The 25844-nt window shown below is 32.9% G+C and carries 26 protein-coding genes; 24 read left to right on the forward strand and 2 right to left on the reverse strand.

The features are described 5' to 3' along the window. Nucleotides 1–645 precede the first annotated feature (645 nt). From BFA01S_RS13800 to BFA01S_RS13860, 13 genes are all read left to right on the forward strand, one after another. A complete protein-coding gene (locus BFA01S_RS13800) occupies nt 646–1461 on the forward strand; it encodes a hypothetical protein (RefSeq protein ID WP_066231530.1) in 816 nt (271 codons plus the stop codon). Between the two features lie 303 nt (nt 1462–1764). Further along, on the forward strand, nt 1765–2160 hold the full coding sequence (locus tag BFA01S_RS13805) for a hypothetical protein (RefSeq protein WP_066231533.1): 396 nt from the start codon (nt 1765–1767) through the stop codon (nt 2158–2160). A 227-nt stretch (nt 2161–2387) separates the two neighbouring features. Then, nucleotides 2388–2705 (forward strand): hypothetical protein, encoded by a 318-nt coding sequence (locus tag BFA01S_RS13810; RefSeq protein WP_066231535.1) that lies wholly within the window; start codon nt 2388–2390, stop codon nt 2703–2705. Nucleotides 2706–2850: 145 nt separating this feature from the next. After that, nucleotides 2851–3156, forward strand: a complete 306-nt coding sequence (locus tag BFA01S_RS13815; RefSeq protein ID WP_066231538.1) for a PrgI family mobile element protein — start codon at nt 2851–2853, stop codon at nt 3154–3156. A gap of 20 nt (nt 3157–3176) precedes the next feature. Further along, complete coding sequence (locus tag BFA01S_RS13820; RefSeq protein WP_066231541.1) at nt 3177–4118, forward strand: hypothetical protein; 942 nt, start codon at nt 3177–3179, stop codon at nt 4116–4118. Then, the gene (locus tag BFA01S_RS13825; protein WP_066231545.1) at nt 4072–6033 is read left to right on the forward strand and encodes a VirB4 family type IV secretion system protein; all 1962 of its coding nucleotides are present in this window, start codon (nt 4072–4074) and stop codon (nt 6031–6033) included. The genes BFA01S_RS13820 and BFA01S_RS13825 overlap by 47 nt, the downstream gene beginning before the upstream one ends. Nucleotides 6034–6048: 15 nt before the next feature. Continuing rightward, nucleotides 6049–8946 (forward strand): hypothetical protein, encoded by a 2898-nt coding sequence (locus tag BFA01S_RS13830; protein WP_066231548.1) that lies wholly within the window; start codon nt 6049–6051, stop codon nt 8944–8946. Between the two features lie 38 nt (nt 8947–8984). Next, nucleotides 8985–10988 carry a hypothetical protein gene (locus tag BFA01S_RS13835; RefSeq protein ID WP_066231551.1) on the forward strand — a complete coding sequence of 668 codons (2004 nt, stop codon included), beginning with the start codon at nt 8985–8987 and terminating at the stop codon, nt 10986–10988. A gap of 67 nt (nt 10989–11055) precedes the next feature. Then, a complete protein-coding gene (locus tag BFA01S_RS23685; RefSeq protein WP_369690831.1) occupies nt 11056–13185 on the forward strand; it encodes a C40 family peptidase in 2130 nt (709 codons plus the stop codon). A 37-nt stretch (nt 13186–13222) separates the two neighbouring features. Beyond that, the gene (locus tag BFA01S_RS13845) at nt 13223–14368 is read left to right on the forward strand and encodes a murein hydrolase activator EnvC family protein (RefSeq protein ID WP_066231557.1); all 1146 of its coding nucleotides are present in this window, start codon (nt 13223–13225) and stop codon (nt 14366–14368) included. 52 nt (nt 14369–14420) lie between these two features. After that, nucleotides 14421–15041 (forward strand): hypothetical protein, encoded by a 621-nt coding sequence (locus BFA01S_RS13850; protein WP_066231560.1) that lies wholly within the window; start codon nt 14421–14423, stop codon nt 15039–15041. 10 nt (nt 15042–15051) lie between these two features. Continuing rightward, entirely contained in the window at nt 15052–15561 is a 510-nt protein-coding gene (locus tag BFA01S_RS13855; RefSeq protein WP_156483699.1) for a hypothetical protein, read from the forward strand. Nucleotides 15562–15863: 302 nt separating this feature from the next. Then, the gene (locus BFA01S_RS13860; protein WP_066231566.1) at nt 15864–17408 is read left to right on the forward strand and encodes an RNA-dependent RNA polymerase family protein; all 1545 of its coding nucleotides are present in this window, start codon (nt 15864–15866) and stop codon (nt 17406–17408) included. A 276-nt stretch (nt 17409–17684) separates the two neighbouring features. Here the strand turns inward: BFA01S_RS13860 and BFA01S_RS13865 are convergent, their stop codons facing one another. After that, the gene (locus BFA01S_RS13865) at nt 17685–18371 is read right to left on the reverse strand and encodes a MerR family DNA-binding transcriptional regulator (protein WP_066231568.1); all 687 of its coding nucleotides are present in this window, start codon (nt 18369–18371) and stop codon (nt 17685–17687) included. Between the two features lie 149 nt (nt 18372–18520). On the opposite strand from BFA01S_RS13865, the gene BFA01S_RS13870 reads away from it, so the two are divergent. Further along, nucleotides 18521–19018, forward strand: coding sequence for a DUF6022 family protein (locus BFA01S_RS13870; protein ID WP_066231571.1), 498 nt, complete (start codon nt 18521–18523; stop codon nt 19016–19018). A 259-nt stretch (nt 19019–19277) separates the two neighbouring features. Here BFA01S_RS13870 and BFA01S_RS13875 read toward each other — a convergent pair whose 3' ends face one another. Beyond that, entirely contained in the window at nt 19278–20246 is a 969-nt protein-coding gene (locus BFA01S_RS13875) for a helix-turn-helix transcriptional regulator (RefSeq protein WP_066231572.1), read from the reverse strand. A gap of 59 nt (nt 20247–20305) precedes the next feature. Between BFA01S_RS13875 and BFA01S_RS13880 the strand changes: the two genes are divergently transcribed. The 10 genes from BFA01S_RS13880 (at nt 20306) to BFA01S_RS22455 (ending at nt 25808) form a co-directional block, all read left to right on the forward strand. After that, the gene (locus BFA01S_RS13880; RefSeq protein ID WP_066231573.1) at nt 20306–20749 is read left to right on the forward strand and encodes a VOC family protein; all 444 of its coding nucleotides are present in this window, start codon (nt 20306–20308) and stop codon (nt 20747–20749) included. A gap of 306 nt (nt 20750–21055) precedes the next feature. Next, nucleotides 21056–21667 (forward strand): hypothetical protein, encoded by a 612-nt coding sequence (locus BFA01S_RS13885; RefSeq protein WP_066231576.1) that lies wholly within the window; start codon nt 21056–21058, stop codon nt 21665–21667. A gap of 5 nt (nt 21668–21672) precedes the next feature. After that, nucleotides 21673–22239 carry a hypothetical protein gene (locus tag BFA01S_RS13890; protein ID WP_066231578.1) on the forward strand — a complete coding sequence of 189 codons (567 nt, stop codon included), beginning with the start codon at nt 21673–21675 and terminating at the stop codon, nt 22237–22239. Next, nucleotides 22226–22513: a hypothetical protein gene (locus BFA01S_RS13895; protein ID WP_066231580.1), complete on the forward strand. Its 288-nt coding sequence runs from the start codon at nt 22226–22228 to the stop codon at nt 22511–22513. Before BFA01S_RS13890 ends, BFA01S_RS13895 begins: the two co-directional genes overlap by 14 nt. A gap of 200 nt (nt 22514–22713) precedes the next feature. Further along, on the forward strand, nt 22714–23277 hold the full coding sequence (locus BFA01S_RS13900; protein WP_066231584.1) for a hypothetical protein: 564 nt from the start codon (nt 22714–22716) through the stop codon (nt 23275–23277). A gap of 173 nt (nt 23278–23450) precedes the next feature. Then, entirely contained in the window at nt 23451–23645 is a 195-nt protein-coding gene (locus BFA01S_RS13905) for a hypothetical protein (RefSeq protein ID WP_066231586.1), read from the forward strand. A 20-nt stretch (nt 23646–23665) separates the two neighbouring features. Continuing rightward, on the forward strand, nt 23666–24055 hold the full coding sequence (locus tag BFA01S_RS13910; protein WP_066231588.1) for a hypothetical protein: 390 nt from the start codon (nt 23666–23668) through the stop codon (nt 24053–24055). A 325-nt stretch (nt 24056–24380) separates the two neighbouring features. Continuing rightward, a complete protein-coding gene (locus tag BFA01S_RS13915) occupies nt 24381–25211 on the forward strand; it encodes a coiled-coil domain-containing protein (protein ID WP_156483701.1) in 831 nt (276 codons plus the stop codon). A gap of 17 nt (nt 25212–25228) precedes the next feature. Further along, nucleotides 25229–25597 (forward strand): M23 family metallopeptidase, encoded by a 369-nt coding sequence (locus BFA01S_RS13920; protein ID WP_066231595.1) that lies wholly within the window; start codon nt 25229–25231, stop codon nt 25595–25597. Nucleotides 25598–25634: 37 nt separating this feature from the next. Beyond that, the gene (locus BFA01S_RS22455) at nt 25635–25808 is read left to right on the forward strand and encodes a hypothetical protein (RefSeq protein WP_156483703.1); all 174 of its coding nucleotides are present in this window, start codon (nt 25635–25637) and stop codon (nt 25806–25808) included. Nucleotides 25809–25844: the final 36 nt, after the last annotated feature.

A 25844-nucleotide genomic window follows, 5' to 3' on the forward strand; every position in this document is an offset into this window, starting at 1 on the left:
CTGCTGAGAACAGACCCTACTTGTAGGGTCTGTTTTTTTATTTTCTTAAACAACTTTTTATTTGGTTTTAAGAGACAGTAAGACTCCGGTTTTAAGTCGATGTGTGGAAGAAGAGGTTTAGTGGGATAGTGACTTTCCTGAAATTCTGAATGGTTCTATTTATGCTTGTTAGAGCATGAAGAACCCCGCATTGAGTAAAGAATGTTTCATTTAATAGGAAATAAAGAAAAAGAGCCCTATTCATTTCTTGAATAGGGCTTATGCAACAAATATGAAACACAATTAGTAATAGTATAAATGGTAGACTAAGTATAGCACAGTGAAGTAGTAATCCCTAACTTAATTTTTTTATAAATTAAGTTTAATAAAATTAGAAAGAAAAAACTGTACATAAAAGAAGAAGATGGTATAATAGTACTATATTTACTTTTTAACTTTACTTCACCTATGCAGGAGAAGAATTTTTCTTTTTTGTTATCTTACTTTATGTAAGTTTTTTTGCGTTTTAATATACTTATTGTATTTAAATATATTTTTTATTTTAATAACTAATGCCCATAAGGGAAGTGACGGTTTTATTGAATCGACACTACCTTTATGGGCTTTTTTAATGACTAAAACTTACTTTTTTAGGAGGATTATATTATGACAGGTGTAGATGCAATAATAATTTATCTCGTTGCACTAGGATTTATAGGATTAGCACCAGTTGCTTGGGATCTTTTCGTTGTAAACAGACCATCAAAATGGGTGCCTAAACAAGAATGGAATATACATACTCCATTACAAAAACATATTATTCAGCCTCAAGAAGAAGTGCATGATTGGGATGAATTAGAAAACATTGTTAACGAAAAGGAAGAGAATAAAAATCAACATGAATTATTGGTAACATCGGATATTCCAGTATTTTCAGCTGATACTATTTCATCTCAAGAACCGCTGCATAGTATTCCAACAGAGGATATGATGCAAAACGTGAATATGTTATTAGACAAAATAACAACCCCTATTGTAGAAGATACTACATTTTCACTACATTCTGAATCAGATATGCAACCAGAAATGACTATTCCTGATAACAATTACTTTCACTTTGAGGAAGAAAACATTTCAAATAGTCTGCTTCCAATAAATGAATATAACATGATTGAGAAAAAATATGGATCTGAAGTGGCGAATATGATTACGGCTACGCCGAATTTTACCCAAGTTGAGGGATTTGTTACTATGATAGGCAAAATATCAGAGAAAAATGATCAATATTTTCTTGAATTTAATAGTGAAAGACTAAGACTTATAGGGAATTTACCTAACTATAAGGGAGATATCCATATTGGAGAAGTATTCTTAGTGAATGGACACTATATTGATTTTGAAACTTTTAATATAGAAAGTTGGGTTGATCCAGAAATGATCCAGTATGGATATGAGGATAACTCTAATTCTAGAGTAATGTAAATGGGAACAAGGAATGGGTATATATATCTATTCCTCTTCCTTTACTGTTAATTAATTGACGGTAAAGGAAGAGGAATAGAAATGAAAAAATGAATAAATATGGGAGTGGTATTATAGGAAAAAAGTCCAATTTTACTTAAAGTATCTTACTTTTATGGAGAATCTTGTTGAATTATATAATATATTTGTACTATAATTAGATGAAATTTCAGAAAAATTCAATACTTTTTTCACATGAAATATGAAAAAACAGTATTTTAATAGTATAAAAGTAGTTTAAAAATAAAGGAGAGAAGATGCGAAATGAACACAAAAATTAATCAAAACGTAAATTTAGCTTATCAAATTAGAGAAGGGATGTATTCTGACAGTCAAATTGTAAATGCATGTCTGAAGAATTCAACTGGGACGATAGAATTTTTTATTAGAGATAATAATTTGCAAAAAATTAAATTTTCTAATAGTTTTCAAATAATGGACAACAGTGAACTGTTAGAAAAAAATCAACCGGATGAGGACGCAATGGCTGATTCTGGCTTCAAGCAGCTTGTTGGTCTCCTAGCAAATTTTATCAAAAGAAGCATAGATACATATCAATATAGTACTATCGTAGTCCGTTATCAAGTTAACGAAGATGGGCAAAGTTTAAAAGACCTTCGTTTTGATAATATTAAAGAAACACATTTTAAAAGAAGATAAATAATTAAATAAAGTATCAAAATAAATGATTACATAAAAAGCAATTTGGACTATTATATATTTTTTAAAACGGTGTTAATAATAAATTGTTTGACACAAAAAGTCAATTTATAGATAATAGAGGTAAGTTAATCAATTAATTTTTCATGAAAGCGGAAGGACCGCAATCAAGGATCATGATCCTTGTTTGCGGTCCTTTTTTTTGTGTTTTTAAGGAGGTGAGAAATATGTTTTTAAAATTAGGTACTAAATTAGCTCTCAATGATTTTGCTTTAGGTTCAACAAAGATAACACAAGATATTTACACGGGTGGTAATACTAAGATCAATGAGGCCATTACTAAAGTTATTAAATTAGTTGGTGGAATCGGAGGAGGAGCATTTACATTAGCTATTCTGATAATCGCTCTTGTAATCATTTTTGGTTCGATTAGTGCAGCTAAAATGAGAACTGTGTGGATGGCTTTAATCAGTTGTACTGCGGGAGCACTAGTATTTTATGCAGCATGGTATTTAGCCCCAGCTATTGGTGACATTATGAAATAGTCTTGGTATTTCTATGATCTACTCATTGTGAAAATTGTGTAAAACGTTTATGGAGAAATTTAAAAAGAGTGGATCATTATGTCCACTCTTCTTTTTATAAGCAACATGGAATGAGTAGAAAGTTTATTAAGAGGGAGGAGAAAACATGGATATTATCGTTCCAGTCGACTTAACAGAAGAGGAGAAGGAAGTATTAGCTATATTTTCAAAAAGACAGTTTATGATCGTATTTCCAACAATGGGGATATCGTTAGGAGTCTTAATATTTGGAAATATACCTTTTATTGCTGGGATTGCTGATGTTGGTATTCGCTTCTTTTTCTCTATTTTCGCTATTGGAACAGCAATTGCTATGGCTTTTGTTCATTTGGATAAATATGAACAATACTTATCAGAATTTATTGTTACCAAAATAAAATATCATCTATCTCAGAAAAAATATCATCCTTAAGGAAGGAGAAACATAATTGTATGGGTATTTTTGATATATTTGTCTTTTTTTCAATAGGTCTAACTGGACTTGTTTTAGTTTTGGCTGTTATTGCAAAAAAACGACAAGATAATAATGAACCGGTGTTCGGATGGAAAAGAAAACAATTTCTTGAAGAACAGCAAGGTGGAGGCAATGAGGATATTACTGAACAAAAGAAAGTGAAAAGTAAGAAGGTAAAGAGAAATAAGGATGAAGTATCGCTAAAGGATTTGATAGAAGTTCAAGATATTAAATATGGGATTTTTGAAAAATCTAGAAATGAATACTCTCTGGCAATTGCAACAGATTTTGTTAACTTTGATCTACTCAATGCAAGTGAAAGGCAGAGTATTATTCTAGGTTACCAATCACTTTTTCGTGTAATTAATTTCCCAGTTCATCTCGTTGGACAAGCTGTTCGTCAAGATTTAAGAAAAGAAAAAGTCCGATTTAAGGAAAATTTAGAAAGTGTTAATCCTCAAACTAGAGCATACAACAATGAAGTTATTGAGTACATTTCAAAGCGGGCTACAGATGATTTTCGGTTAACAAGAAGAGTTTACTATATTGTGAGCTATATATATGAGCCTTCCAAGATGGGCAAGTTAACACAAGATCAAAAGGAAAGACGTATTGCTGAAATATTGTATCAGCAGGCCACAATTGTTCAAAAAATGTTAGCTCGTGCCAAGATAGAATCCGAAATATTAGATTCATTACAAGCTATGGAAATTGTTAAACGTGCTCTTAATAGAGAGAGAATGATTTTACATCCGATTGAGGGTGTAGTGGAAGCAGGGAGAGAAAAGATTTCAAACTACATTACAGTAGATCCAGAGACACTTCCAGGATTCGAAGATTTAGTACAAAACTTAGCGGAGGTTATGGAAGATTATGAAGAATATATTCCGGAAGAAGAAGAAGAAAGTCAAGTCTCTTGAACCAGTCAGAGATGAAAAAGAATTAATTTTTCCGACCTTAATCGATAATGCATTAAATGATGGTATCACGTTTTATGATGATTATTTTAAAATTCAAACTGGACTTGGGATGATAAAGTATGGGCGAACTTTTTTTATTAAACCATCTGGTTATCCTAGAACGGTCCGAATTAACTGGTTAGAAGGGTTATTCTCTGGTGATGATATGGACGTATCTGTACATATTGAACCTTTTCATAGGACGGAAGCCCAACGTAAGTTAAAGAAGAAAATTGATCAGCTAGAGACTGTATTTTATTCAGCTAGCCGAGGGGATAACACAGCAAGAATTGAGGAAACACTTCAAAAATTACAAGATACTAAGGGATTAAGAGACCAGATTCGTAATAATCAAAATGGTCTTTATTATGTTAGTATCCAAGCTACTGTTTTTGCTGATAGTTTAACAGAATTAAATCAAAAGTGTGTGGATGTAGAGACAAATGTTGCTGGAGAATCTATTGAATTAATTAATGCATATGGAAGACAAAAAGAAGGTTTTCTATCCAATGTCCCTTTAGGAAGAAATTATTTATCAAGAGCATCAAGAAATTTAGATCAACTATCTTTAACAGCGATTTTCCCTCATACATCAAGTAAGTTGAATCATACGGGCGGCATGCCGATTGGTGTATATGGAAATGAATATGTTTATTACAATAACTTTGATGAAAAATTAAACAATTATAATGTTGGAGTTTTTGGAGAGAGTGGTGCCGGTAAAGGTGTTTTTATTAAGCAAATTATCGGACGCGGTTTTATGGATGGAATTAATAAAGTAGTGATCTTTGACGTAGAACCGGAGTATACGGATTTAACAATGGCATTAGGTGGAGCAGTTATCGTTTTACGCTCAGATTCATATAAAGGGAAAACTAGTCGTATTAATCCGCTCGATGTGTATGTAGAGAAAGAAATATTCAATAAAAACAAGCCGGATGAGTTTGTTGTCGAAAGAGTAAATCTAAATGAAAAAGTAAAAGAAGTTATTGAGTTTTTTAAAGTCATGAAAGAATCAGCTTCTGGACAAATTGGTGCAGCACTTACACCAACTGAACTAGGTATTTTAGATGAAACTTTAAACAAGTTATATAGTGAAAAAGGTATAACGGAAGATCCAAACTCCATTTATCAAAAATTCGAAGAAATAGATGAAGATGGACAATTGACTTGGCAGAGGAAATATACAGAAATGCCAACGATTTCTGATGTTTATGAAGAGTTAGTAAAACAGAAAGAAAATAATGTACCTGGTTTAGAAGAATTATTAAGTGTTATCAGCCTTTTCAGAAGAGGAAGAGCATTTGGAATGTTTGATGGTCAAACAGAGCTAATCTCGGATTTTGACATGGACTTAGAAACAGCTCCGATTATTAATTTTGATATTTCTCGTTTATCTTCTAATGGTATTGAACGTCCACTGGCTCAACACGTGCTAATGACATGGACTTGGAATCGTTTTATTAAAAATGATCCAAAATCAAAGAAAAGAATTGTACAAGATGAAGCATGGATGATGCTTAAATACCCAAGCATGATGGAATTCTTTAAGTTATTGTCTGCGCGTGGCCGTAAATGGAATGTAAGCTTAACTCTTGTATCTCAACGTTATGAAATGTTTCATCGAACGGAAGAAGCACAGGATGTTATCGCTCAGCTTAATACAGTAGCCTTTTTAAAACAATCAGATCAAGATATCGAACCGATTTTAGAAACTTTCCGTTTTTCAGATGAGGTTGGACAGATGATCCGTACTGCCGATACAGGAGATGTCATTCTTAAAGCTGGAAAAGAAATTGTTGCTTTCAGAAGTGAACCAACTCCAAGTGAATGGACGTACTTAAATACGAACCAAAACATTAAGATGAGCGGTTAAAGAGAGGTGATTCACTTGAAACGAATAGTAATAGGTATCACTCTATTAGTTACTGTGTTTCTAGGATCTATTCAAACATTTGCAAATACTCTGGATGACGAAACAAGGAGTAGCCAGACAATAACAGATATTTTAGGTCCGAAGCCTCCAGTTGGGCCAGTGAAAAATCCATCTACTTCTACAACTCCAAATACAGGAGGAACAACAATAACAGATATTTTAGGTCCGAAACCTCCAGTGGGACCGGTCAATCCAAACCATGTAGAGCCTGTAAAAGGGAAAGAGACTCCTAATATTACATGGTCTTGTGGAACTCCTCTGATAAGTGATGATGTGAATAAAAGCATCGATGAATATAAAGAGAATGATGCTAATATGGCTGAAAAATTTATTGCCAGCCAGGTTCAAAATGTATTTAATGTTGGAAAAGTAGCCGGATTAAACACACTGGTATATGGTAATCCCTACTGCTTATGGTTAGACAAGGATGACAATTTATCCTCGGATGGAATTTTTACTGAAAAAGAGAGAACAACCATTGTAGATCCTATGATGAAAATGTTGAGTGGTGTTTATGTTACATTACTGGTCCTTGCGTTGTTGATTTCTTCTTTGAAATTAGGAGTCATTAATGTCCTAAGCCCTCAATCTAGAGCAGATTTTTGGGAAGATGTAAGAATGTGGCTATTTTCTATGTTATTTATGGTTGCATTTATTCCAATAACGGACATTATCTTCAATTTAAATACTGCTTTCACTCAATCAATACGTGCCTTACTTGGAGATAAAGTTGATGGAGTCTCTATTATTGCAGATTTCATGCAAGACTATGCTGAAGGCGGAGATCCTGTAACTGGAATGATGCCAATTATTATCACATTCCTTGGAGAATGGATTTTAGCGATTATTTTAAACTTTGTATATATTGCAAGGAAAATAATTATCCTTGTCCTTCTCGTAATGGGACCAATTGCTGCTTACTCCATGCTATTCGCGAAAACACGTTCATTTTTAGGTGTTTGGTTTAGGGAATTAATCGGGAATGTTGCTTTGCAATCAGTTCATGCGATTATTCTTTATGTGTTTGTGTTGCTAGCCGATTTAGGAGCAGGAGTCATTATGAAACTAGGATTAATGATGATGTTTATTCCTGTAACTGGAATGATTTCGCGCTGGTTAAATTCAGGTGATAATGCAACCAAAATGGGTACCATGATGGCAGCGGCTGGATTAGGCGGAATTATGAGTACCATTATGGTTTCTCAACAGGCCGGGAATATATTACGGGGCGGTAATATGTTTTCCAATAACTCGAGTTCAAGTTCAGCAAATAATGGTTTTAACAGTTCCTCTAGTTCAGCAGAAAATGCGCTTATTTCAGCGGGAGGTGGCTCCGATAGTGCCATAACTAGTATTAGCTCTTCGGCATTAGGAATGAATTCTCATAGCTGGCAAAATACAAAAAAAGGGGCAGGAGCGCTTGGTGCCTTTCTTGGAGCGAGTGCTGCTTCTGTAACTGGTAATCCTAATGCAATCATGGCAGGAGCGAAAGCTGGACAAGCTGTTTCCGAAGGAGTTTTACAAACTTCTAGAAACGTAGCTTACGGTTTTAGTAATGCTGCTAAAAATCTTATTACTCCATTTACATACAATGGAGCTAATGGTCAAGGTATTAAGGCATTTATGGGTAACCTTGAAGCTAGACGAAATTTTGCTGGGAATATGGGTGAATCTGTAGGCAGTATGGTAGGTCTTGGTTCTCTAGGTAGGAATGTTGGACACGGCTTAAGTGGTGTTTCTCGTAATCGATTAGTTAACACTCCTCAAGAAAAAGGCGGTTTAGCCATTAGAGGGAAAGATGGAAATTACGAGGCTCCTTCTTTAAAAGGTTTAGCACAACTATATCCAGGAGCTAGGGCTTTACATATGCAAACGAATCAGGGATCTGCTTTAATGATGCAAACACCAGACGGTCAATGGACTCGTATGGGGCTTATGGGACAAGCTGATCCAACATTAAAAAATGGTTCTGTTCGAGCGACACCTTTCCAATTTGCTAATGCTGCTAACGGAAGGTTGGAGTTGCAAGAAAATGGTTCATATAGACAAGTATCATCACCGGTGATTAATGCTGCAATTAATCCAACAACACAAACTATTACACCTGGATCAGGTGCTTCTACTCCTCATTTAATGAGAACAGGAAATTCACCTGTCGTAGGTGGTTTTAATCCTGCAGGAGCAATTAACTCAAATATTGCTCCAGTAAATAGTATGAGTAATCAGTCTATCAATGGAAATTCTAATGTTCACTTAAGTCATAATCCAGGTTCACAGAGTGTGAATATTAGTTCTCCGAGCAGTATAAACTCGCAACATGTTACAGCTGGCTCTAATGTTAATTTAACCCGCAGTCCGAGTCCGCAACAAGTATCAGCTGGCCCTAATTTTAATTTAACTCGTAGTTCGGGACCACAACAAGTTGTAGCTGGTTCACCTGTCAATTTAACTGGTAATCCGGGTCTACCACCGAATATGAGTAATCAGAATATTAGTTCATCCGGTAATATTTCAACATCACCTGTGACTGTTGGAATGTCAGGATCTACCCCTGATTTAATGAGGACAGGTAACTCCTACATTGTTGGCGGAGGTAATAATAATGGAAGAATTGATGCACAAACAATTACAGCTGCAACTACTCACAGTCGTATAGCTGATCCAAGTTTTGATGCATCACAAATTAACCCAGATGCGTATTTTGCAAATGTGGCATTGGGTAAGAAAGCAAACACAGTCGGAGAACATGTAGCTGATGGGATTTATACTTCAGGTCGAACTATGAAGGCAGCATCTAGTTGGGTTTCTTCCAATGCAGCTAAATCAAAGAAAAGAAGAAGTGAAATAATCTAAGGGTCGATTGACCCTTAGAGCTGTAATGAGGTGAGACTTTGAAAAAGATAACCCTATTGTTATTTGTTTTTCTACTGCTATTTCCTCATCAAACGACTTATGCTGAAGAAAAAGAAGAGAAAGAAGAACAATCATCTTCTTGTGAAGCTGTTTTTAGTGAAACAGCAAAGGCTGGTATTGAAAAATACCATAAAGAAGAGGCTTCCATACAAGAGGGATATGCAATTGATTTAATCACTAGCTTGGTGAATTTCGCAGGGGTTAATTCGATTGCTAATTTAGTATTTGGCAATCCTTATTGTATTTGGAGTGATGAGGAACCTGAGTTAGTTTACGGTATTTTTACTACTGATGAGCAGACCAAAATCATTGATCCTATGATCACTATGTTAAAAGGAACATTTTCATTTTTACTTACCTTGACCATGATGTTAGCTGCTTTAAAGCTAACATTTACTGGACTATCTGGGGCAAGAAAATCAGAGTTTTGGCAAGAAGTGAAAATGTGGTTTGTAGTTCTTATCTTTCTCATGACATTTGATCTCTTTATTGAAGCTCTACTTATTATGAATCAAGAGATTGTACAAGGATTTCGAAGTTATATGGAAGCGGATGGACTAGATTATAAGAGTTTAAGTTTTACATCAACAAGTAAAGAATACATGTTCACAGACATTATTGTTTTCTTAGCTGAATGGTTGTTAGCACTTTACTTAAATTTCTTATACATTTTCAGAAAGGTAATAATCCTTTTATTAATTTTATTGGCTCCAATAGCTGGATTTTCACTCCTATATCCGGCTTCGAGACATTTTTTTGGAACTTGGGTACGGGAACTATGTGGCATGATTTTTATTCAAAGTTTCCATGGTATTATCTTGACTCTATTTTTGATGTTATCCACTTTAGTCAGTGGTGCATCTGGAACTGTATTCAAAATGATTCTACTAATCTTATTTATTCCGTTAACAGGAATGATTATGTCTTGGCTTAAATTATCTCAGAGTAATAATGCTATGCATAGAGTTGGAATGATGGGCGTATCCTCCGCTGCACAAGTTGCAAGAGCGTCGAAAATGGTAATGTCGAGAAGAAATCCTTTTAGAGAAAAGAATATTAATCTTGCAAATCAATCTAAAACTAAAATTAGTTCACTAGCAGATGGAAAACATTCTAAGCTTTGGAATGGAGTTAAATCTGGTGTAGGTACGACCGGAGCGCTTATAGGTGGAACTGCAGGTATGGTTTTAGGACCACAAGGTTCACAACTTGGTGCTAGTCTTGGGAAAGGTTTTTCCTTGGCAGCTTTACAAGGATCGCGGAATATAGGTGCTTTTGGAGGTAATATTCATCGTTCTTTTAAAGAATTAAAAGGATCTGGAAGTTTTAAAGAAGGATTTAGGGATATTTCAAAACGTCGAGAGTTTTTTGGGAATTTAGGTGAATCGACAGGTGCTTTAGTTGGTTTTGGAGGTGCTGGGCGACAAATTGGACATGCCTTCAGTGGTGTTTCAAGACAAAGACTATTAAATTCCAATGAGTTAGGTGGTCTAGGTGGAGCTAATCTTGATCAATTTAGTCAAATGTATCCTGGTCAAGATGTTAAATGGCTACAAAATAATCAGGGTAGTGCTTTTTATTTAGATCGCGGTAATGACAATTTGGAAAGAATCAGTCCAATTGGTCGTGCTGATCCGTTACTTAGCGATGGAATTAATAGAGAAATAGGTTATCAGTTTTCCAATGTGCAGCCAAATCTAAAAATGAATGAAGATGGAGCTTATTCTTCACTCGTAAAATCACCATTAAGTGGTTCAACAGAACATTTACATAGAACATCAGACGTTTTCTTAAAAGGGATGGGAGGAAGCACAATGGATACAACTTTCAATCCTAGACATCTTAATCCTGCTGATTATTACAAACCAGGCTTACAGGGTGCTGAAATGAGAAATACAGGTGATCGTGTAGCTGATGCAATTCATGGAGTAGGTAATAGATTAACAAGCCAACAAGCACCAAGGCATAGGGGATTCGTATAAAGGAAGGAAGATAAAATTGAGTAAAAATCCCAATAGTCAAGATATAGCAAAACAGACTACCGATCAATTGGGACAAATCGCTAAATCTGCTGTTAAAAATAAAAGATCTAGACGATTAGCGGCGAAAGGGTTTAAAGCCGCAGCGAAATTTTTGAAATTTTTCATGCAAAAATTTATTCCTATGATCATTAAAACTGTAGGTTCCTATATAGGATCATATGCTTTGATTATCATATTGCTAATGGTTCTATTATTTATAGTTATGGATAGTGTTGCTGATTTTGATTTCTTTGGTAAGGGTGGAGAAAGGAATAAAGCGGAAGTTTTATTCGATAATACGATTAAAGAAGTTGTGGTAGATAGAACACAACAATTGGCCGATCCTTTAGTTGATCAGTTACAAAGTCAACAAAGTTCTCATCCTTACCCACCAGTAAACGAAGTATTTTTAGAGGAAATACGAACTAAGCTTGTACCTAGTTGGGCCTTAACCGCCACCCTATATAACTATAAAAATCTCAAAAGAAAAAGTTATAAGGCATGGCATGAGGAATATAGGGATACACCAATGGATACTGAAGACGATCGAGATAAAGCTCAAGAAAAGTTTTATAACGTTATAAATGAAGCATATGATTATTATTTCACCCATACTTCCGTTAATTTAAAAATCAACATGGGGAAATCGAGTGGTGAAAAAAAGGATGTGCGTGAAGAAATTAGTTGTACCTATGAGAGTACTTCCACTGATCCTGATACAGGAGAAGAAACAAGCTCTAGCTACACAGAGACTTCTACAAACGAATTTACTGAAGATTTACCAGCACGGGATGTCGTTACTGATGCGAGTGTTGTTTATTCCAGTGTCGCATTTACATATTCGTTAGTAACTGGGGAATATGAACATGTAGGATCAAGGTCAGAGGGGAATTGTACGATTGAAGTATATCACAAATATACGTTGTATCTCTTAGATGATCAAGGAACAGTACCTATTACTTATAGTGCGGAAGCATTGTTATATTTTCTAATGGTTGATAATCCTCAAGGAGAATTAGCACGCCTCGTAAAGGCAAGGGATGTCGAATATGTAGTGGAGACTGCTAGTCATATTGATGATAATTTCCCTAAAGTAGGTGTGAATTATGAAAAACTTATAGCCTGTGCCATTTATAAACCGGATGTTTCCAGTTGTATTAGTAGCAGTATAACCAGTGGATTATTTAGTGGTTCAGGTCTAGCTGGCTGGTATCCTGAAAGTTTAAAAGAGTTATATGAGATGGCAGGAGAAGCTTTTGGAGTAGACTGGTGGATATTAGCGAGTGTGCATGCTGAAGAAACGACATTTAGTGCAAATCCCGCTGCTTCTGATCCTAGCAAGGGATCACCTGTTGGAGCAAAAGGCCACTTCCAGTTTATGCTCAGAACATGGATTGGTTGGGGATTTGAAGGTAGTCCAACTATGAGAGTAACATCCAACGGACATATTATAGGCCCTCTTGATGGAATTATAGCATTTGTTACAAATCCTGCCACAATTTCGAAATACGGAGGATATGGCGTTGATGCAAATGCAAATGGTGCCGCGTCTCCATGGGAAATAGAAGACGCAGTTTTCTCAGCAGCAAATTATTTAAAAGCTAGTGGCTATGTGATTGGAAATGAAGCTCAAATAAAAAAAGCGCTTCGTGCTTATAACAAGTCAACAGTTTATGTGAATTCAGTCTATAATCGTGGACTCTCATTTAAAAATGGTGCCGCTATAGGTGGAGGTCATTTAGTTATTGGTGGTGGTTCAGGTGGAGGAAATACTAGCGTAGTAGAAGTAGGGAATAGATGGATTGGTAACTCTGTATATGTTTTTGGTGGAGGACGAAATCAAAATGATATCAAAAACGGAAGATTTGATTGTTCAAGTTTTGTGCATTGGGCTTTTAAACAGGTTGGTATTGATTTAGGTCCTTTAACCGGTACAAGCACTGAGACCTTAAAAAATAAAGGAAAGGCTGTAAATTCAAGTGAAATGCAACCTGGAGATCTCGTATTCTTCAATACTTATAAAAGAGATGGACATGTAGGGATCTATGTTGGAAATGGGAAATTCATCGGTGCTCAGGGTTCTACAGGTGTAGCAATTGCTGATATGTCACAAGGATATTGGAGAGAGAAATTTAATGGCCGTGTGAGAAGGATTTAATGAATATTCAATAATTTTAAAGGAAGGATGAAGGGGAGTGAATGTAAATAAATACGTCATTGGTATTATCTTCACAATCAATTTGGGTGTCTTTCTCAATGTGCCAGTTACCTATGCTGAAGAAAACAATCAGTCTCCCCTTATCCAAGCTCAGGATAAGGTGGAGCTTTATAAGCTACAAAATGATTACAATGTTTTATTAGAACAGATTAATAGTCTGGATTCAGCTATAAAGAATAATGTGAAAAATTATGATCAGATGAAGAAGAAAGTAACCGATTTACATACTTCTTCTATTAAAAAAGAAAAAGAAGTTGAAAAGTTGAGAGAAGAAATTGAAAGACAAATGAAGAGGGCTAACAAGATCCAAGAAAAAAGTAAAGTGAGTCGATATTTCGGTTTCGTTTTTGGAACTTCTGAAGATCCTTTTTATAAAAGAATTGGGGCTGGCTTTGGAGAAATTGGGAAAGATGAACAGTTCCTTAAAGAACATGAAAAAAAGAAAGAGAAAATTGATGAAAATATCATTTCCTTAGATGAGGCGAAAAAATCAATAGGAGCTCTAAAGGTAGAAATGCTAGGGAATTTAGATATTATTAATCAGCAAAAAGAACAAAAAATCTACCTTATGAAAGATTTGGAGATAAAAGAGAAAGAGCTTCAGAATGTTGACAATATAGCCGTAGAGAAAACTTCTTCTAAAAAAGAAACGAAAGACAACTCTGTAGGAGATTTTACAAATGGCCGTTCTAAGGCTGCCGAGATACCCATTAGTAATGAAGGATTTACCTTTCCTACTATTGGTACAATCGCTACAACCTATGGATACCGTCACGGAGTATGGGAAAACGGAATTGCTATAAGAAAAAATAGTGAAGGTGTTGTACCAGTGATATCTGTTGCAGATGGTATCGTAACGAAATCACTTTTCTCTAATTCAGAAGGAAACGTGATTCATATCCAACATACTGTTTATGGTAAGGAGTTTGAATCTGTTTATTCCCATTTAGATACTCGTGTCGTTCAAGTAGGTGAAACTGTTGATAAAGGTACATATATAGGGACAATGGGGACTACAGGAGAGTCTGATGAAATTCATCTACACTTGGAGCTTCTGAAAAACATAGGAGATGAGATGAAGACAGTCAATCCGTTACTTTATATCCCGTTACCAAAGGATTGATTTTATGTTTATGAAACGATATTTAAAGATGAAGTGATGGGGGAAGGAGACCTTGCAAAAAATCATAATAATTGCGGGAATGTTAATGATTGTTTTTTCAGGTATTGCTGTTTATGTCAAACTGTCTGTACTTGAAATATCATCCCCAGTAAAAAAAGAATTAATTAATCTAGAAGAAGATTTAAAAAAAGAAATGGAAGCTTCTCGTAGCCCTGATATTAAGGGTGATGAATTTATTAAAAGTCTCGAACAGAGATATTCAAAACCTGAAGCGGCCCTTGAGTATTTATTTGCTCTTTCTCTTTTAGAGGAAACAGATTTATATCCGGATGCTTTTACAATAGAACAGTATATGAATGATGTTTTTACTAAAGTAGGAGAAAATAAAGAGCAAAAAGTGAAGGATATTATGGAGCGTCTCACACGAGATGGGAAGTTAACATCTGTTCAATTTGTTAAAAGTAAAATGGTTTTTGATAAAAAGAGTTTACGAGTTGTAGCTGATCTCTACTACAATGATCTGAAAAATCCTATTAGAGTGAATGTAAAATTAAAAGAAGTGGAGCATGATTATATCGGTCATGCAACAGATAATGTCATTAGTAGAAGTCAGTTTTATTATATTGATTCTTCCGTGTGGGACATCATAGATAAGATTGAGAGGAATATATAGAAAGGAATTCATGAATATGATACCAGCTGTTCAAGAAATAATGGGACAAGGGATACGTTTTGTTCAAATTCTGTTTTTCCCCTTATTTGGATTTATTATATTAATAGGATTTTTCTTTTATTTATTTGCATCTAAGAACCCTTATAGAAGAAGGAAGGCTTATTTATTCTCCATTTTTGGTGCGTTTGGTGCACTCCTTACTCTTTATTTGCCATTAATAATTTCATACTTTAGTAGTAAAAATAAGCCACATGAAGCAACTGGTGAAGAATCTGTCAGAGGTTTAGTTGATCTAACTATTCCTTGGGGAGAACAAGTTTATAATCTACTAAAAGTTTTATTTGAACCATTTATCTTTTTTGGTGGATACTTAGGAATTGCTATTTGGTTAATGGCAGCTAAAAATCCCCCAAGAAAGAGAATTGGTTTTGGAATGGTTATAGGTGCACCATTATTATGGATATTACTTCAATACATTCCAGACATATATTATTTCTTTATCCCGGCAAATCCTCAATAAAAGAGGATTTTTTTTTTATTAGTAATTGTTGATTTGAAACAAAGTTTTACTGTTTATAAGAAAGTCATACCGTTTTGAAAAAAGTTTAACCGTTTATAAAAAAGATCAACCGAAATTAAAAATTTCGGTTTTTTCTTATTGAAGAAAAGAAGCAGTTTTGTGGAAGAAGAACACATATTTTTTGTCTTGAAGTACAAATTTATTTTCAACTAAAAAACACTATGTAAAAGAGCAATACATTAGTAAAATAACATATAAAAAGGTTTAGTTGAAATGATGCTTCATATTGTTGGGAGGAAAAGATGAAACTTAATAATTTGTATAATTTTAAAAATGCGGTTAAGCATTTTCTGGATGTTGATGCACTTAAAATGCCAGAAGATATAACTTCATTCGATATTAGCAATTTGATCTGGGTTGATCCTTTTAATTTTAGAGTTAAAAAACAAGAAGATAGGTATCGCACCCTGAAAATGCCAAATATCTTAAATTTTGTAGTCGCTTATGAACATTTTAAGGATTTATCAAATTTTGAGACCATTCAAAAATTAGATCCTTTACATAAACGCTTATCTGCAAACATTGAGACTGGGGATTTTGTATCAGGAGAATACGATAAACAATTAGAAGAAGATTTTAACAGACTATGTGTATATGACCAGCTGCTTAAGATGGATATAAAGGAATACTATGGAAGGGTATATACGCATTTAATAGACTTTGAAGAACATGAAGAACGATTCCTATCTAATATGAATCAAGGAAAAACAAATGGATTAATAATGGGGAATTACTTGTCATTATATTTCGCAGAAAGTAACTTGAAGAATATCAGCAATGACATTCAAGAAGAAATTAGAAGATCAGGGATTGACTGTGAGTTTTCCTATTTCTCTGATGATTTTTACTTTTTCTGCAATAAAAATGATACTGATGAAGTAACAAAGATCTTTGATAAGGTTTTAGAGAAATATGAATTAGAAAGAAATGATAATAAAAAAGAAGTTTGGACATATGAATCTTTCAATAATAACAACTTAGTTGCAAGGTATTGGAAAAAATTAATTGCTCATTGTAATGTTAGATTCGACAAGGAAAGAGATGATAACAAGCTATATTTTATTAACCAACTTGTTTTTAGAGTGTCAAAATTGAAAGGTGATAAACTTAAAAAAGTCTTTATAAATAATTTCTTTAAGACAAAATATTTTAGAGAGTTAGACCTTGAGAAATATCAAGTTAAGGATTATGATTATCACCAATTATGTTTTCTCCTTAACTTATCTCCTGAAACTATGTTGTATACAATTGATAAATTTAATGATATGAGTAATTTTGACAACAACAAACTCCATAAATTTTTCCAAGTAAGATATAGAGAAGCCCTTAAAACACCGTTTAATGAAGAGCAATTATATTTTTATTACGCAATAAAAATTTTGGATTTCACGGATATATTAAAAGAAAATAAAAGTAGCGTACTCGAAACAAATAATCAAATCTTAATTTCATATTACCTACAAAAGGGGTACTTCGAAAAAGAGGAAATTGACAAATTAAAAGAAAATGTCGATGAACAATACTGGTTTCAAAATTATCATCTAATATTGTATTCTGATGATTTACTAGCAGAATTAGATAACAGTATTAATAAATATTTAATTCCAAAAAGAGTAAAAAAGGAGAAACAAAAGAACTCTTATATGGATTTTTACAAAGAGAATATATTATTAGATATTCCTATAGTAAGAGATATTCCAGAAGTTCTTAATGAAATTGAAGATTACTTAGCATTAAGAATAGAGGAAAGTGAAGAAAACTTCGAAGATGAAGATATGGATATGTAAATATAATTTTGTCGATTGTGAAATAAGATCATTGAAATGATTAAACTTTTTTATAAAATCAAAACTTGAAACTGCTAGATAAGAATCCATTCTGATCACTCTTTTTCAAAATGGATTCTTTTAATTTGCCATCAAAAGCAACTTCATTCGATATTTTTAATCAAACTTTATTTAAAATCAACAAAAAAACAAAAACGCCAAACCCTTGATAAGGAATTGGTGTTTTTACATACTTCCTAAAGTTACAAACAATATTATAGAAAAAACACTATATATTCAATGCTGGTTTAATATTTTACACAATTTATATAGATAGAATATCCCCTTAAGCTGTTTTTGGTTACGTTTATTTATATTTTTTTGAATATCATGTATTACTTTTCTTACTTCTTCGAGATCATGTTGGTTTAATTCTTTAATCTCCTTTTTTATTTGAATAACCTCATATGAATAAACTGCATTCTGAGTTATTTTCATTAATAAGACTTTTATGAGCTGAAATGTGTCAAATAAGCGATAGTTATTTAGTTCTTCTCTTTTGGACGTAATAAATCCTTCCTTTTCCCAATATCGAAGAGTTGATGGAGGTATATTTGTCTGAAGCGACAATTCTCCAGTAGTCATAGAGTGTTCGTGAGTCATGTTTTCAAGGTGTTTATTCACTCGTTCAATAATAATTTTGTCTTCATAATTTGCTACTTGTGCATTATTTATTATCCAAAGAGCAGCGTCTAGTTCTTTTCGTTGCAATTTTTTTAGAACAGCTGATGTTATATCCATTCCAAATCCGGAAGACATCGCTACAATACATTCAAAATAGGCTACATGTTCCTCTGTATATATTCTATAACCAGTAGATGACCGTTCAGGTTTCGGCACAATTCCTCTTTCTTCATAGCTCCTTAAAGAGCTTGTACTAATATTTAATTTTTTTGCAATATCTATAGGTCTTATTTTTTTCAATGAGCACACCCCTATATTTGAAAGCTGTTCCATAATGTAAAGTTTATCAAATCAAGTATTATAAATTCAGCCATTTTTTTAAAAAACTTTAGAATTGGCTTTAATGTTGTAAGCTTGATTTGTAAGATGAAAAATATGGAGGGATTCATATGGCAACAGTAAATATTCAACCACAGATGACAATCTATGAGTTAGGAGAAGTGCTATCCACTTATATAAAAGAACAATGGAAGGAAGTACTGAACAGGAATATTAAAGAGCTTGAACAGCTATTTCCGAAATATGAAGACGCAACATACGGCATATATTTAGATAAACTTATTCCACCAATTTGGAAACTAATAAAAGAAAATGGTTTTCGATCTGCAGAAAAAACGAAAGAAGATGACTTTGTTATTGGAGGGTGTCTCCACTTTAGAAATTCAATGGAAAAGGCTAAGTGGGGCACACCTCATCATGAAAAACGCGTTTTTTGGATTGTGATTGAAAATCAATATAAAGATGAGATAGGAACTCTACTGTTTGAGCTACCTCATTCACATATTGAGTTTAACTTGCCAGCGCCCCCAAAGTCCCTTCCTTTAAAAGAAATTAAACGAGAAGAAATCATAAAAAAAATAATTCAACTAGAAGAGAACTTATCATGATTAAATAGACCACATGGCTAATTAGTTAAGGGACCTATATAATGAATGTGTAGATTTAAAATAAAGTTTGATCATTTAAAACAAAGTTCGATTACTTAAAATAAAGATTGATAATTTGTAATAAAGAATGATAAAAGATCCTGTGTTGATATGCAGGATTTTTTCCTTTGCGGCTTTATAAAAAAGCCTAATTCCAAACTACATTATGAACTAAAATTGATGAATGGAGAAATATTCGAACCACATATATCAACAAATTTTATTCCAAAGAGGCTATATGCTGCTTTATAGATAGGACATTATCATAGATTATATTTTTTAACATAGCAGGACGAATTGAAATAATTGTTTTTTCAAACCTTAAAAAGTAGTTTGCGATAAAGTCTATTTCAGTTCTGTTAAAATAGCCAGTTATAACATAATTCTCATTCTCTTTTTTAATTTTCATAGAAGGATAGTTTTCTTTATCAAAAATATCTTTTCCATTTTTATTAACAAGGACAGTGAAATCAATAGCATCAGGCTTTCTATGAAAAGTATCAAGATAACTTAGTAATACTTCCAACTTTTTAGGGTTAGTCTTTTTTGTTTCTGTAATGGAAAGAATTTTGTCACATCTAAGTATTTTAATGCTCTCTGTCTTAAAATTAAAGATCTTAGCATACCACTGGCCAAACTTAGATTCTATTCGAATGAATTGGGACACTATTCTCTCCTTCTTCCCTTTTTTTAAATAGACTAAATGGTATACTTTTTCAGCAAAAATACCTTGTAAAATCTCTTTTAAATATGGACTAAAGTTACTGTGATTCGTTACCTCAAAGGAAAGAGTTTTTTCCATAGTGGAAATATTTGCACGTACATTTTCAGGTAATACATTTCTGAATTTATTTTCTAGGGTAATACTTTCTATATTAAATGGTTTTGTTTTGTATCCATTTAGCGTAAGTAGTGAAAAGTATAAAGCGTACATTTCATCTACATTAAAAAAAATAGGAGATAAAATATTATTTTCTAAGATTTTATAGCTTCCATTTCTACCTAATTCGGAAAATATAGGTACCCCAATTTCTTCTAATGATTGAATATCTCGTAGTGCTGTACTTTTAGAAATATCGTATTTATCCATTAAGTCTTTTAAATTAAAATTCCTTTTGTTGTTAAGAAAAATAAGCATATCATTTATTCGTTCAGATTTTTTCATATTTCCCTCTAATAAAGGTGTCAGATATTGATACCTTTTTAGTCTATATTATAGTTATCAACTAGAAAAGGAGTAAGATATGTATGACATTAGAAATTGCTATTTTTTTATCAATGAATGGAAAAGCAAAGGAGGCAATAGACTTTTATATACGTACTTTAAGCGCCAAAAAGTTAATGATTGTTACGTATGAAGATATGGCCAAAAGAGATAATTCTTTTGAAATCACTAGCGAAAATAAAAATCATATTTCTCATTCCGTTTTACAAATTGGAAAAACAAAGCTAATGATAGCAGAAGATACAATGAACCCAAGCGAAAGTTATAACATTGGAAATAATACGTCACTTTGCATACAAAGCGCCAACTTAGAAGAAATACAAAGATTTTATAGTAATTTGATTTCTGATGAGAGAGTGAAAATAATCATTCCATTAGAAAAAAATGTTTTTAGTGAAGCGTATGGTATTATAGAAGATCCTTTTGGGATACAAATTCAATTAATGTATGATGAACGATTAAAATAATAGGGTACTACCTTGTCCGATTAAATGCACGCTTTAAAGGAAGTACTACAAAAATGATCCAACATTTTTATAAAAAAATAATTCAATTGAATATATTAAAGGTTTGTTTTGATCAATCTTTTTTCAAAACAAGCCTTTTCTTTTTGTTCATTTATCAAGGGTATTAGTATCAATTTAATCAATCTTTATTTTAAAGCAACAGTAATTGTTTACTTGATTTGACAAAATATATAATATATAATCAAACCGAGGAATTTATATGTATTATTTGGTATTTTATGAAATACAAGGTTTAGAGGTGGTTATATGAATTTACAAGAAATGAAAGATATGCAGGAAATTTATAATGAAATAAAGGATGAATTAACAGCACCTTTTCCGAAGGGAACTGTTCAATTAAATGAAAGTAAGGATATTGCTAGCATTCCTGTTCAAGCATATATTAAAAGATTGGAAAAGGTTGCGGGTGTATTTTGGTCATGGAAACTAGTTGGAGATCCAGTCATCTATGAAAAGGAATCTCAGGTCCAAGTTAAAGGTGTATTAAAAATCTTAGGTGCTGAGCGGGAAGGTATTGGATTTGCAAATTTTCAGGTGTATGAAGATACTTTGAAAATAAAGAACTTGAAAAATGCTGTTCTCTCTGCAGAAAGTGATGCTTTAAGAAAAGCATGTGATAAATTTCAAATGGGATGGAAAGATTTAGCGCCTTATCGAAAATGGGGCGATAACCCTGCAGTTAATCTATCTACTCATCAGGAACGTCCTCAAAATGTTCAAGATGTTTCCCCAGAAAAGTGTGCGAAGTGCAGTAAGTATCTTACTCAAGAAGAATTACAATTTCTAAATGATCATCAAATCAAAATTAAATACTGTAAAAATGATATACCGCCACATTTATTAAAAAAGAGGAGTTAATTACTATGAAAAAAATTCATGCAACATGTAGTTTATGCCAACATTTTGATTCACAAAGAAGTACTTGTACATTAAATAATCAGAGAGTAGATCCACTAAATGATTATGACACGCCGGCCGTTTGTCAAAGGGAAGGACGTTTCATGCGGAATATGAATGTCATTCCTGATAATTATCATTATTTTAAAAATCCGGAAGATGTACCTTTTGCCTGGTCTCCAGATTTTAGCCGCTTACCTAAAGATAGTAAGGGAGTACCTTTATTTGTGGAAACAAAACGAGGCTATGAAAGGGCATTGCCAGCAGATAATACAGTTCCTCTAGAAGGATGTTTGTTAGTTGGTGTTAATAAAATTTTAACTTATCAAGGACAGAGAGATATTATTTTTGATTTAGGTGTTGAAATTGCACTGGAGCTTGCTACTGAAGCGGGAGTAACCTTGACAATTTTACCGGAAGAAGAGAATTGGCCGGGAGATCCTAAAGCAAAACAGCAGTATAAACGAAAACAAGGAAAGAATCGTGATCCTAGATCCCAATGGATGAGTGATAAACCAATTGAAAGATGGTGAAATCATGATCGAATGTAGGAATGATATACGCACCAACATGATGTATGTGTTATATAAGATATATAAAGGTTGTAAAGATATAAAAAATCCAAAGGAATGGCAGCAAGAGAATTATGTATTATGTTGGGATGGTAGTAACACTTTAAAGCTTTTAGGTACTCCTTATAAGTTTGAAGTGATAAATAGCGAAGTTTATTTAGATGATCGGGTTTCTCATTTTTATCAGGTACCTTATGATTGGTTAAGAATGATTAAAGACCAGTTGCTTGAGTGATGTAGATCTTTATCCAGATACCAATATTGACCTAAATAATAGACAAAGTACCACCGATATAGCTATTAATGAAAGATATAATTTTCTTTTTAGCAACTGCATCATATCCACAAGAATATAGTCTGAACTACTATATGATTTATTTAAAAATGTGAATAGATCATATTCAACATATTAATGTATTGAATAGGTGTTTAATTATGAATGAAGAAAAAGGAATTCTTATACCACTGTCTTTACCAGAAAGTTTTCATAATGATCTACAACAAATAAAGGAAGCAAGCAGCTCCTGGGCAAAAATGATCTTTGAGGGATTTGAATACTATCTTCAGAATTCGCGCCCTCTAGTGAAGGATAGAAATCCGGAGAAAAACAAAGAAAAATTTAGAGATAAGTATCAGTTTAGAAACACCTCTGTTTATATTGGGCCCTCTGTTTATAAGAAAATTGAAGCGGCTTTTCCAGAATATAAAATAAATACAGTCTTTCTGAATTTATTATATTTTTATTGTCGAAAGCGTTCTCCAGAATATAACCATTCTTATTTTAGTAATGATTTATTTGAAAAAGAATTCAAATATAATCGGGATGATTATTTAAATGCGTATCGTTACTGCTTTTCAAAAATAAAAGATCCCGTTTTAACTCAACGTGATTATGATAAAGAAAGGCTGCCTAATCATCCAACTCTCTATACTATTAGAAAGAACTTTAAAAGTTTTTCAAATTTCATCATTGAAATGACAAGTTCAGTGAATGATTAAAAATTGAATTTTTGAATAAATTATGTTAATATTAAGTCAATTAAAAACTTGAATTTTCTTTTTTGCAAATTTTATTGAGTGGAAGTACCGCCAATATCCGTCTTGGATATTGGCTTTTTTATTTGGGAATATCCGATGTTACTATAAATATCATAATGAAAGGGGAAATTAATATGGAAGATCAAAAAATCCGCCGCTTTTTATTCGGAGATCCATCTGAATTTAAAATTGTTGGTTGTCTTGTAGGGATACCAGATATTGATCTGTTTACTGGAGAATCCAGTTTTTCTATTGATTGTAGACTTGGTAATGAAGAATATCCAATTGATATAACACCTTTTTTAGAAAATGTTACAGTAGTTTATTAAGATAAGGAGAGTCTTGAGCAATGTATATGTTGGTTCGCCCGATTTGGTCTAGTAGTGTTTTATTGATACTTATATATGCATTCTATTTGTTTAAAGTTAACTTGATCTTAAGCTCGATTATAGTAGTACTTTCAAGTTACTTTATTTCTAGCATTTTAGTGTCTAAAAGAAAATATCAAATAGCAAATAGAGAAAATGTGAAACAGTTAGCGGAGCTGGACAAAAAAGTTAAACAAGGGATCTACATGTTGGCATTGTTTGAGACTCTCGCAATATCAGTCCTTATAAATATACATTTTTTCACTTCGAAATCATTTATTTCAAATATATTATTCTTTTTAGGTGCTGTTATGTTAATTTTCTCTCACTTTGTTAAAAATAGAGAAGAATATAAGTTTTATGACATTTAAAGCCATTGAACTATTTTAAAAATCATAATTCATTTTATAAAGGGGTTTTCTTATGAAAAAAGCTGTGGAATTTATGGTGTTAGTACTTGTTAGTGCTGCCATTGCAACAAGTGCTTATGTATAAAATAAACTTGATTTTTGCGATCAGTAAGAAATTTTAATTGTTGATAAAGAGAAGGATGAACCGAAATAACTTATCTTAATGAGGATGATATTTCGGTTTTTATTTTTATATATTTAGCAGTCCTTGCTGCTTTAGATAGTGGAGGATACAGTGCTAAACAGTACGAAATCTATTATTACAGGGAAAATAGGAGAATATAAGTTGAAGAAAAGTATATTTGCCAGTATAGGATTAAGTTGTTTGCTTATTTTATGGCCCACTAATGTATATGGAGAAGGAGTAAATGACCTGGAGAATAAGCAATTAGATATTATAGAGAAGACTAAATCCAATCAACAGGATATTCATCTTGTAAGAAATAAAGTAGAGAATATCAAACAAGAAAAGGATAAGATTGACCAGGAAATTAAAAGATTAGATGAAACTGTTTTTAATATTAATAAGGAAATTAAAGAGAAAGAAGCTGCCATGAGTATCATGGAAAAAAATATTTACTCTCATGAGAAAAAGCTAAATGAAGTAGATTTACGTATCGATATGCGTACAGAATTATTGAAAAAGAGAGCTCGTTCTTTACAAGAGAATGGTAGCATTACGAATTATTTAAATGTAATGCTAGATTCTCAAAGTATCGGTAATTTAGTTAATAGAATTAATGCCATTGCTACTATTTTAAAAGCTGATAAAGAATTGCTGCAGGATTACAAGGAAGATAGAGAATTAAAAGAGCAAATAGAAGAACAATTAAGAGATAGAATGGATTTTAATAAAGAGAACTTGATGGAGTTAAGAAAGCTGCAACAGGAGCTGCAGCTAAACTTGACTGAGAAGAGTACACTAATGAAAACCATGAGTGAAGAAGAGGTACAACTAGTCAAGGAATTTCAAGATTTAGAAGATGAATCTTTGCTTCTTAAAGCCCAGGAAGGAGCTATAAAACAAGAAATAGAGAATGCTCAAAGGGAAGCAGAGGAGCCTCTACATAATGAAATTCAATCTGCCCCTATAGAAAAACAGGAGATACATTTATAAGGCCCACGGCCGGCAGAGTGACCTCAGAATACGGTGCACGTTGGAATAAACTTCATGCCGGAATTGACATTGCTAATCGAGAAGCTAATGTTCCAGTAGTTGCGATCACCGACGGAAATGTGATCCGCTCTTATTATTCTAGTTCTTATGGAAATGTCGTATTCATTACTCATAATATAGATGGACAGATTTTTACCACTGTCTCCGCTCATTTAGAAGAAAATACGGTACGAGATGGAGATTCGGTTACAAAAGGACAAACAATAGGATATATGGGGAATACAGGCCGCTCCTTTGGAAAGCATCTTCATTTTGAAATTCATAAAGGCAGCTGGAATCTCTCAAAATCTAATTCTGTTGATCCTAGAATCTATATTGAATTCTAATTTAAGAAGGGGAAGAATACAATTGGTGGAATTCTTAATGAATAATACAAAAATTAATCTTATAATGAGCTTATTTTTAGCTGTAATTGGAGTAATCATCATCCAATATCATGGAATCGGTTATATTTTTTTAATCCTTTCTTACATGCTATTTTCATTTATACCTGCTCATTTATTAGGAAAATTTTTAAAGAGTGCAGATGGAGATTAAGTGACACTTATATTTATGAAAAGGATCTTTGGTTGT

Source organism: Metabacillus fastidiosus NBRC 101226, from assembly GCF_001591625.1.
GTDB classification, from domain to species: Bacteria; Bacillota; Bacilli; order Bacillales; family Bacillaceae; genus Metabacillus; species Metabacillus fastidiosus.